The sequence below is a fragment of the uncultured Marinobacter sp. genome, from assembly GCF_963974375.1.
GTDB lineage: Bacteria > Pseudomonadota > Gammaproteobacteria > Pseudomonadales > Oleiphilaceae > Marinobacter.
Window position 1 is genome coordinate 17,573 of sequence record NZ_CAXBDN010000021.1, and the last position, 10,051, is coordinate 27,623.

Below are 10,051 nucleotides of genomic sequence, written 5' to 3' on the forward strand. Positions count from 1 at the left end.
CGGATGCATAATCATCGTAACAGACAACTGCAACCGCAGACCTGCCCCAGCCCATGCACAAGGAGTTTTCCGTGACCCATACTCGCGCTGTGAGTAATCTCTGCCAGAATCTGGCGCTGCTGATGTTGGCGCTGTTCGTGTTGGCAGGCTGCTCGGTCAATCCGGTGACTGGTGAACGCCAGCTGTCGCTGATCTCTGAAAGCCAGGAACATGAGATCGGGCGGGAACAGTATGTACCCACCCAGCAGATGCAGGGCGGACAGTTCTATATTGACCCGGAACTCACCCGTTATGTGAACGAGGTCGGCCAGAAACTGGCGGCGGTCAGCGACCGCCCTGACCTGCCCTATGAATTTACGGTTCTGAACAGCAGCGTGCCCAATGCCTGGGCCCTGCCTGCCGGAAAAATAGCCATCAACCGGGGACTGCTGGTGCAACTGGAGGATGAAGCACAGATGGCCTCTGTCCTCGGTCATGAGATTGTCCATGCGGCTGCCCGCCACAGTGTCCAGCGCATGCAACAGAGCATGCTCCTGAGCGTTGGCATTGCCGGACTGGGCATAGCCCTGACCGACAACAAATGGGCCGGGCTGGCCATGGGCGGGGCGGCACTGGGCAGCCAGATTGCCCTGGCTCGCAACAGTCAGGCCCATGAGCTGGAATCGGACGATCACGGCATACGTTATATGATAGAGGCCGGATACGACCCCATGGCGGCGGTGGAGCTGCAGGAGTTGTTCGTAAAGCTCTCGGAGGGCGGCTCGTCCAGTTTTCTGGATGGGCTTTTTGCCTCTCACCCACCGTCACAGCGTCGGGTTGACGAAAATCGCAAACTGGTCGCACAGCTGGGCGCCGGCGGCTACCGGGGCCGTGAGGAGTACCAGCGCCGTATTGCCAAAGCCAAGGCGTTGCAGCCCGCCTACGATGCCCGCGACGAGGCTGCAAAACTGCTGAACGATGGCAAACTTGACGCGGCTCTGACGAAAATCAACGAAGCCATCGCCAAAGAGCCGGACGAAGCCGCATTCCATGCGCTGCGCGGACAGATCCATGAGCGCATGAAAAAGCCCGAAGTTGCCAGGGCGGACTACGACAAGGCGGTCTCCCTGTATCCGGAAATGTTCAGTTACCGGATAGTTCGTGGCCTCAACGAGCTAAATCTTGGCAATCTGGACAAGGCCCGCACCGATCTGCTGGAAGCATCCCGGGTGGTGCCGACGTCTATCGCCTATCTGCGGCTGGGCGATATTGCCGTTCGCCAGAATCAGCGCGGCGAAGCCATGCAGTACTACAATCAGGCCGCTCAGGCCGGAGGTGACATCGGCGAGGAAGCCCGTCGCAAGCTCTCCGCACTGCAACGGAATTGATGGCCATTGACTTGTTAGAGCAATAACTCTAAAAATGAAGCCATGGCACGCACCCGGCGTGCCAGGTGGCTCGTCCACCGGAATGCGGCTTGAGAAGGATGGCCTGATGATCCCCAGTATTTTGCGGCCTGCGGCTCTGATAGCACGCCGGCAATACGTTGCCACCATGTTTCAGGTGATGGGTCACGCCCTGGAGGCGATATCCCGAACCGACGACAAGGTACGCAAGGAGGCCCGGGAACTGCCCCTGGGCTTTATCTTTGAAATGACGGTATTGCCAGCTGGCCCGTCGTTACGGGTGAAGCATCTCGGCGATGGTGAACTGGCCTATCTTGCCGGCGACGTCGCTCCCGAAACCATCAATCTGTCCATCCGTTTCAAACACATTGCCCATGCCTTCCTGGTGCTTTCATTTCAGGAACAGACAGCCGTCGCCTTCGCCAACGACCGCATGCTGGTCAACGGCGATATCAGTTACGCCGTGCGAATGACCCGCATTCTGAACCGTCTGGAATCCTTCATACTGCCGAAAGTCATTGCCAGTCGTGCGGTGAAAGAATACCCCGTCGACCTGCCCCTGTTTGAAAAACTGACCGGCGCGCTTCGTATCTACCGCCGGGTTGCCCTGAGTCTGGTCAAGGAGCTGAACCCGTTATGAGTCGCTACTACGAATTTTTCTGCCCTGTAAAAGTCATTGCCGGCCAGGCTGCACTGGAGCACCTGCCCTACGAACTGACGGGACTCGGTGCCAGCAAGCCAATGATCATTACCGACAAGGGCGTTCGCGCGGCCGGGCTGCTTGATCCGGTCATTTCCGCCTGCGAAGAAAGCCAGATCAGCATGGCGGCGATCTATGACGACGTGCCCCCTGACTCTTCCGTGGAAGTTGTCCGCGACATTGCCCGGCTGTACCGTGAACAGGACTGCGATGCGCTGATTGCCATTGGTGGTGGCTCGTCCATTGACACCGCCAAGGCGGTAAACATTCTGGTTTCCGAGGGAGGTGATGACATCGCCGCCTACAGCGGCGCTGGCGTGCTGACCCGCCCCCTGCGACCGTTTTTTGTCATTCCGACAACCGCCGGTACCGGCTCTGAGGTGACGTCGGTTGCCGTCATTGCAGACAAGGCACGGGGCATGAAACTGCCGTTTACCTCGTCCTTCCTGCTGCCCAATGCCGCCATTATTGATCCGCGCATGACACTGACACTGCCGCCCCACATTACGGCAGCAACCGCCATGGACGCCCTCACCCATGCCACGGAAGCCTTTACCTGCATGGCCAAGAATCCGCTGTCAGACGCCTACGCCACTGCAGCCATCCGCAAGATCGCCGGGTCGCTGATGCCGGTAATGGAAAACCCGGGGGACACCGAACACCGGCTCGAACTGGCAGAAGCCTCCACCATGGCGGGCATTGCCTTTTCCAATTCCATGGTTGGCCTGGTCCATGCGCTCGGTCATGCCACCGGTGCGATCTGCCACCTGCCCCACGGCTTGTGCATGAGCCTTTACCTGCCCTACGTGCTGGAATACAACATCGAACACATTCGTGAGCCCCTCGGGGAACTCTTGCTGCATCTTGAGGGTCCCCAGGTCTGGGCAGCGACACCGGCCAGCCAGCGCGCCGAAGCCACCATATCGGCTATCCGCCACATGCGGGATGAACTCTGGCGCCGCTGCGAACTGCCGCGCACCCTGAAGGAGAGCCGCAAGGTGACCGAAGATCAGCTCGAGCCGATTGCAAGGCTGGCGCTGGATGATGGCGCCATCATGTTCAATCCCCGGGAGGCCGACTACGATGATGCCCTGGCGGTTGTGCGCCGAGCCTGGGGCTGAGCGCGACCGCGGCCTGGCCCGTCAAGGGTTACGCATCGGTTCTTGATTCGCACAGTAAAAGACGGGACAATTCCGGGGTTTCATAAACGGACTTTCATTTCTATCTTTTTCGACAGGCGAATGCTTGCTGAATCGCGGTTAACTGTTGGCCCGAACAAACACCAGGGCCGTTTGACAACGGCCCTGGCCTGCTTGAAAAGGTTTCCTATATGCTGATCGCAGTTCCGCGCCAGCTCTTCAGGGTGTTACCCCTGGCCTCCGCGCTCACTCTGGCGAGCGTCGCCAGTTCTCTGACCTTTGCCTCAGAAACGGAGTCCGACAGTGTATCGGCGAATGATGCGACGGCCAGGGTACTGAAACTGAATATCTCCAGTGATGGATATCCTCCTTATCTGATCATCGATCAGCACGGTAATCCGGGCGGCATTGCTTATGACGTGATCAGTCGCATCGCGGACCGGCTGGGTTACACAGTCGAACCCCTGAGAGTGCCCCGCAAGCGGGTAGACGACCTGTTACTGGAAGGTCACATCGATGCCACCCCCAGAGCCAGAGAGTGGACTGAAAATCCCGATCAGTACCTTTTTACGGATCCCATCATTGATGTACAGGAAGTGTTTTTTACCCCGGCCGAAAAGCGCCTTGATTTTGACAGTCCGGAAAAGCTGCCGCGAATGAAAGTCGTCACCCCTCTGGGCTATTACTATCCGAAGCTGCAAGGCCTGTTTGAGTCCGGCCATCTGGAACGCTTTGAAGTGTCCAACGACCGGGACATGTTCACCTATCTGCTGCACGGTGACAGCTTCGATGCCGCCATCGCTGATCTGACCGTCGGTCGATGGATCATTCGCGAGAACGACTGGCGGGGAAAATTTCGCCATACCGACAACACCATCGGCCGCTATGGTTATCGGGTAATGCTGAGAAAGGACTGGCAGGAATTCGCTGAGTCATTCAATGAAGAGCTGGCCGGACTGCGTGCTAACGGCGAACTGGACGTCATACTCGACCAGTACCGCTGACCGATGCCTGCAGATCCGGCATTGGTCAGCGACGTCTGTCTCAGCGGCGCTGCGCCATACCCATTATTCCAGCCGGCGCAGCAGCAGCATCGGACTGACCGTCAGCACCGGCCGCAACTGCCAGCGCCCCAGCAAGGCCAAGATCAGTGCGCTCACCAACGGTACCGGCAACACCACCGCCCAGTGCCAGCGGAACTCACCTCCAAACATACGGTACTGCAAAGCCCACACCGCGGCTTCCGCCGCCATGACCCCGAGAATACCGGCGAACAGGCCCGCCAACCCGAACTCCAGCATGGTACTGCGAACCAGCAGGGACTGGCGTCCGCCCAGGGTTCGGAGCAACGCTCCTTCCCGTTGGCGGTCCTGCAGTGTGGCGCTGACTACCGCCGCCATCACCACCAGAGATGCGGCCAGAATCAGCACCAGAATCGCCTCAATGGCCTGGGTCACCTGGCGGACGATTTCCTGGATACGCTCGATAATATGATCCACCTCCAGCAGTGACACTGTCGGGAAGCGTTTCGAGAAATCGTTCAGGGCCGATTTTTCAGCGTCTGGCAGATAGAAGCTGGTGATCCAGGTAGCGGGCATGGTTTCGAGGCCACCGCCGGGCGGGAACGCCATGTAGAAATTCGGCTTCATGCTGTCCCACTGGACGGTTCGTACGCTGGTGACCGGTTCCGTGACCGTATCCGAGCCGATGGTGAAGCCGAGGGTATCGCCCACGGTCACCCCCAGTTTCTCCGCCAGCTCCGCTTCAATGGATACGCCCTCCGTCTGCCCCGGGGCAAACCAGTCTCCGCTCACCAGGGTGTTGTCTTCTGGCAGGTACTCCATCCAGGTCAGGTTCAGTTCCCGGTTGAGTGCGCCGACACGCTCTTCCTTGGTGACCGCTTCGGTGACTGGCTGGCCGTTGATCTCGGTCAACCGGCCGCGAACCATCGGATACTGGGTATCCAGATTGCGACCCCGGTCCCGCCAGAAAGCGTCTACCTGCTCCACTTCAGCCGGGGAAATATTGATCAGGAAGTGATTGGGCGCGTTCTCCGGTAGCTGGGCCTGCCAGTCATCCAGCAGTGACGAGCGCACCAGCACCAGGGTGGTGGCCAGCATCAGCGTCATGGCAAAGACGGCAATCTGCGACAGGCTGGCGCGACGGTGCCGGTAGAGGCCCACCAGCGCCAGGCGCCAGGCGTTGCCGCCCCCGGACACCCGCCGCAACAAGGACATCATGGCCCAGCCCAGTAACGCCAGGATGCCCAGCAGCGCCACCAGTCCACCGAGCAGGGCCAGCACCATGGACACTTCCCGGGCATACAGCCAGACCAGGAAGAATATGGCGAACACCGCAATCACCAGGTCACCCCAGGCCTGCTGACCTGATTCGCCGGGCATGCTGCGCAACACCCGCATGGCGGGCACGTTTCGCAACCGGCGAATGGGAGGATAGGCGAACGCAAACAGGGCCACTACCGCGGTCAGCAGTGCCGGTGCAAGGGACGGGACATCGATCCGGAACCCAACCGGCTGATCCAGCAGATCCGCCATGATCGAGTTGAGGAAACCGTAGACCGGCAAGGCCACCAACAGGCCGCCAAGGGTCCCCACGATGCCCCAGACGGTCAGCCGGACCAGGTACATGGTGCCGATACGGCGGCTGGATACGCCGAGGGTTTTCAGCAGCGCTACCGTGTCCCGCTGACCCACCGCATACTGGCGGCTTGCCACAGCCACGGCGACCGCCGCCAGTAACACGGCAATGCTGCCACCGAGCAGCAGGAAGCGCTCGGCACGATCCAGGGATTCGGACAGGGCTTCGCCATCCCGCACGCTTTCCCATTCATGAGAAGGCTCCAGCTGGGGCTCGAGCCATTCATAGTAGGCATCCAGGGCACGGTCGTCACCGGCAAACAGGCCGTTGTATTCGACGCGGCTGCCATCCTGAACGACGCCAGTGGCCGGCACGTCATCAAAATGCATCATGACCCTGGGCGCCAGTCCGCCGAGATTAAAGCCGCCGTCCGGCTCCCGGATCAGCAGGCCGGATACGGTCAGCTCCAGATTGCCGATCTCGACGCTGTCGCCCACACCCACTTCCAGCAACCGCAACAGGCGTGGATTCAGCCATACCTCGCCGGGCCGCGGGCCGTGGCTGATCAGTTCCCGTTCGGAGGCGTCCGAACCTTCCCGGGCCTGGAATTCCACCTGACCCCGCAGCGGGTAGTCATCGTTGACCGCTTTGACCGCCACCAGCTGGAACCGGTCGCCACCAAACACCATGGTGGAAAAGGTGGTCAACCGGGCGGTTTCAATGCCACGGCGTTCTGCCTCCTGATACCAGGCTTCCGGCAGGGGCTGGCCATGCTCCGCTTCCAGCTGGCGATCTGCCGCCAGGAACGAACTGGCGGAGGTAATCAGCGTGCGCTGCAGCTGACTGGCAAAGAGCGCAATGATGGCAACCGTGGCCACGGCGATAATCAGTGCGCCAAGGACCACCTTGACGTCCCGTTCACGCCAGTCCCGGGTAACCGAGGTCAGGTTTCCGGTGGCAGCCATCAGTGGCCTGCCTCCGCACCCAGATGACCGGCTTCTATGGTCAGCCGGCGCTCGCAGCGGGCAGCCAGTTGTTCGTCATGGGTCACCATCACCAGGGTAGTGCCCTGCTCCCGGTTAAGGGTCATCAGCAACTCGGTAATCTCCTGGCCGGTCTGATTGTCCAGGTTACCGGTGGGCTCGTCCGCAAACAGAATCACCGGATCCGCCGCAAACGCACGGGCAATGGCTACCCGTTGCTGCTCGCCACCAGAAAGCTGGCGCGGGGTATGGGTCAGCCGCTCGCCCAGCCCGACCCGCTGCAGCAGCTCCTTCGCCCGCGCCTCAGGATTGGCAACGCCACCCAGTTCCAGCGGCAACATGACATTTTCAAGTGCGGTCAGTGACGGCAGCAACTGGAAGGACTGAAACACAAAGCCCACCCGACGGGCCCGCAGCGCCGCACGGTCGTCTTCACTCATTCCGCTTATGGTCTTGCCTTCAAGTATGATGTCACCTTCGGAGGGCGTATCCAGCCCCGCCAGCAGACCCAGCAAGGTGGTTTTGCCGGAACCGGAGCGCCCCACAATGGCCACCGACTGGCCCCGCTTGATTTCAAGACTGACCCCCTGCAGGATGGTCAGCGTATTGCTTCCCAGGTCCACATTTTGAGTGACATTCTTTACCTGCAAAATGGTTACAGCGCTCTGGTCTTCGGCCGCAGCAGTGCGGGTCTCAGGTGTACTGGCGAGTTCAGTCACGATTTCTCCAACGGTTTAATGCCTGGTAACAAGTACTTATGAATACGGTATTTTCAGTTTTAGGATCAGCGGCCACGCCCATCCGGGTTCTGCTGTTACTGGTGGTCATGGTGGCACCGGTGCATGGCAATGGCCAGCCAGCCGACCACACCCTGCTGCTGATGGGCGACAGCCTCAGCGCCGCCTATGGCGTTGAATCAGACACCGCCTGGGTCAACCTGCTGCAGGCACGGCTGGACACTGACCGCGACGAAGCCTGGCGAGTCATCAATGCCAGTATCAGCGGCGAAACCACCGACGGTGGTGCCCGCCGCCTGCCGGATCTGCTTGCGCGCCATCAACCCGACCTGGTCATTATCGAGCTGGGCGGAAACGACGGCCTGCGCGGCTTTCAGCCCGATGTTATCGAGCAGAACCTGAGTCAGATGATCACGGATTCCAGGGATGCCGGCGCCCGGGTCATGCTGATCGGCATGGAGATTCCACCCAACTACGGTCGCCGCTACACCGAGTTGTTCGCGTCGCTCTACCCGAAACTGGCCGAACTTCATGACACCGCGCTGGTTCGCTTCTTCCTGGAGGGCATCTACGACCAGCCCGGAATGATGCAGGAGGACGGTATTCACCCCACCGATCCCGCCCAGCCAAAGCTTCTGGACAATGTCTGGCCCACTCTGGTTCCCCTGCTGGACGAAATCAGCTCAGTAACCGGTTCATAAAGTCCACGGCCCGACGCTCTGACCAGTAGCGACCATCCCGGTTGCGCTCCACAAACCCGACGTGGCCACCCCAGCCGGGTACCTCAAGCGTGACATTCGGCCCGGTCACTGATCGGGATTCCGGGAAACAGGCGGACGACAGAAAAGGGTCATCTGCGGCGTTCACCATCAACGCCGGTACGCGGATGTCCTTCAGACGAAACAGGGCCGAGCACTGCTGCCAGTAGTCCCGGGCATCGCGAAAGCCGTGCAGCGGTGCGGTGTAGCGATTGTCGAACTCATGAAACGTACGCAGTTTACCGTAGCCCTCCACGTCAATCAGCTCAGGATACAGGCGAGCCTTGGCCGCCATCTTGACTTCCAGATCCCGCAGAAAGCGGTTCATATAGATTTTCTGGGCGGGTGCCGCCAGTACATCGGCACTTCCCGCGAGATCGCAGGGCACGGAAAAGGTCACTGCGCCGGCAATACGGGCATCCAGCCGTTCGCCCTGCTGACCCAGATATAGCAGCGAAAGATTGCCGCCCATGGAAAAGCCCGCCAACGCCAGCGCCGGATAACCCCCGGAGAGTCCGTGGCGGACCACCGCTGCAAGGTCCTCGGTGGCACCACTGTGATAGAAGCGGGGTAACCGGTTCATCTCGCCGCCACAGGATCTGAAATTCCAGGCCAGTACATCCCAGCCTTCCTGCAACAAGGCCCGCGCCAGGCCAAGCACATAGGGCCGACGACTGTGACCCTCGAGGCCGTGACTGATCACCGCCAGGCGGCCACTGCCCTGCCGGTACCAGTCCAGCAGCAGTTCATCACCATCGTCCGTCGCCAGCCGAACCCGCTCCGGCTGCTGCAGCGGGACCTTGCGAAACAGCGAGGGCCACACCGACTGGACATGGCCATTGCGAAGCCAGAGGGGTGGTTTGTAGGGAATGATGCGATCGAAATCCGGGCGGCCTGCGGGGCCAGGTTGTAAAGAAGTAACAGCCATAATAAGAAATGCGGTTCCCTGTGATTTCAGGGGCTTGACCCCATGATGTAAAGCCCTTAATATGCGCGCCATCTCGTCGCTGTTTCAACGACCGTTCGACGATATTCCCCGATAGCTCAGTTGGTAGAGCAACGGACTGTTAATCCGTTTGTCCCTGGTTCGAGCCCAGGTCGGGGAGCCATATTGCTGAAAGCCGCTGTCTGTTCCAGGCCAGCGGCTTTTTTATGGGCTTAACCGACCGACCGCCAGCCCATAAACGCTTTCAGCACCTGATACAGGGTATAGCCATCACGGGTTCCGCACATTTCCCGGATCGAGTGCATTCCCAGCTGGGGCACCCCGATATCCAGCGTGGTTACACCCAGATTGCCTGCAGTGACCGGACCGATGGTGCTGCCGCAGCCCATATCACTGCGCACCACAAACGTCTGATAAGGCAAACCCAACTCATCACTGATATGACGATACAGCGCCGCTGAGCGGCTGTTAGTGGCGTAGCGCTGGTTGTGGTTGACCTTGATGACCGGTCCCTTGTTCAGCAGCGGGCCGTGGTTCTCATCGTGCTTATCAATAAAGTTCGGATGCACACCGTGGGCATTGTCGGCGGAGATCATCATCGAACGGGCCATCACCCGGCTGCGGTTGTCCGCGCCGCACCAGCGGTCGAGCACGGACGACAGGAAGGGTCCCTGGGCACCCTCAGCGGACATGCTGCCCACTTCCTCATGATCGTTGCACACCAGCAGTGCAGGCTCGTCCGCTGACGCATCCATCAGTGCCTGCAACCCGATATAGCAACTGAGCAGGTTATCCAGCCGGGCGG

8 protein-coding genes, 1 tRNA gene and 1 pseudogene are annotated in these 10,051 nt (G+C 60.2%); 6 read left to right on the plus strand and 4 right to left on the minus strand.

What is annotated here, in order from left to right:
- Window positions 1-122: 122 nt before the first annotated feature.
- From AAC035_RS03270 to AAC035_RS03285, 4 genes are all read left to right on the plus strand, one after another.
- On the plus strand, window positions 123-1,367 hold the full coding sequence (locus AAC035_RS03270; protein ID WP_339799912.1) for a M48 family metalloprotease: 1,245 nt from the start codon (window positions 123-125) through the stop codon (window positions 1,365-1,367).
- A 106-nt stretch (window positions 1,368-1,473) separates the two neighbouring features.
- Window positions 1,474-2,025 (plus strand): hypothetical protein, encoded by a 552-nt coding sequence (locus tag AAC035_RS03275; protein ID WP_339799901.1) that lies wholly within the window; start codon window positions 1,474-1,476, stop codon window positions 2,023-2,025.
- The gene (locus AAC035_RS03280) at window positions 2,022-3,206 is read left to right on the plus strand and encodes an iron-containing alcohol dehydrogenase (protein ID WP_339799903.1); all 1,185 of its coding nucleotides are present in this window, start codon (window positions 2,022-2,024) and stop codon (window positions 3,204-3,206) included. Before AAC035_RS03275 ends, AAC035_RS03280 begins: the two co-directional genes overlap by 4 nt.
- A gap of 209 nt (window positions 3,207-3,415) precedes the next feature.
- A complete protein-coding gene (locus AAC035_RS03285; RefSeq protein ID WP_339799905.1) occupies window positions 3,416-4,228 on the plus strand; it encodes a transporter substrate-binding domain-containing protein in 813 nt (270 codons plus the stop codon).
- Between the two features lie 63 nt (window positions 4,229-4,291).
- Here AAC035_RS03285 and AAC035_RS03290 read toward each other — a convergent pair whose 3' ends face one another.
- Together AAC035_RS03290 and AAC035_RS03295 are read right to left on the minus strand one after the other, a co-directional pair.
- Window positions 4,292-6,787, minus strand: a complete 2,496-nt coding sequence (locus AAC035_RS03290) for an FtsX-like permease family protein (RefSeq protein ID WP_339799906.1) — start codon at window positions 6,785-6,787, stop codon at window positions 4,292-4,294.
- A complete protein-coding gene (locus tag AAC035_RS03295; protein WP_339799914.1) occupies window positions 6,787-7,458 on the minus strand; it encodes an ATP-binding cassette domain-containing protein in 672 nt (223 codons plus the stop codon). Before AAC035_RS03295 ends, AAC035_RS03290 begins: the two co-directional genes overlap by 1 nt.
- A gap of 173 nt (window positions 7,459-7,631) precedes the next feature.
- Here AAC035_RS03295 and AAC035_RS03300 point away from each other — a divergent pair, with 173 nt between their 5' ends.
- Window positions 7,632-8,243: an arylesterase gene (locus AAC035_RS03300; protein ID WP_339799916.1), complete on the plus strand. Its 612-nt coding sequence runs from the start codon at window positions 7,632-7,634 to the stop codon at window positions 8,241-8,243.
- Here the strand turns inward: AAC035_RS03300 and AAC035_RS03305 are convergent.
- A complete protein-coding gene (locus AAC035_RS03305) occupies window positions 8,221-9,228 on the minus strand; it encodes an alpha/beta fold hydrolase (protein WP_339799908.1) in 1,008 nt (335 codons plus the stop codon). The two genes, AAC035_RS03300 and AAC035_RS03305, sit on opposite strands and share 23 nt — an antisense overlap.
- A 105-nt stretch (window positions 9,229-9,333) precedes the next feature.
- Here AAC035_RS03305 and AAC035_RS03310 point away from each other — a divergent pair.
- A tRNA-Asn gene (locus AAC035_RS03310) sits at window positions 9,334-9,409 on the plus strand.
- Between the two features lie 49 nt (window positions 9,410-9,458).
- Here the strand turns inward: AAC035_RS03310 and AAC035_RS03315 are convergent.
- Window positions 9,459-10,051 (minus strand): annotated as a pseudogene (locus AAC035_RS03315) (M18 family aminopeptidase); the annotation flags it as partial.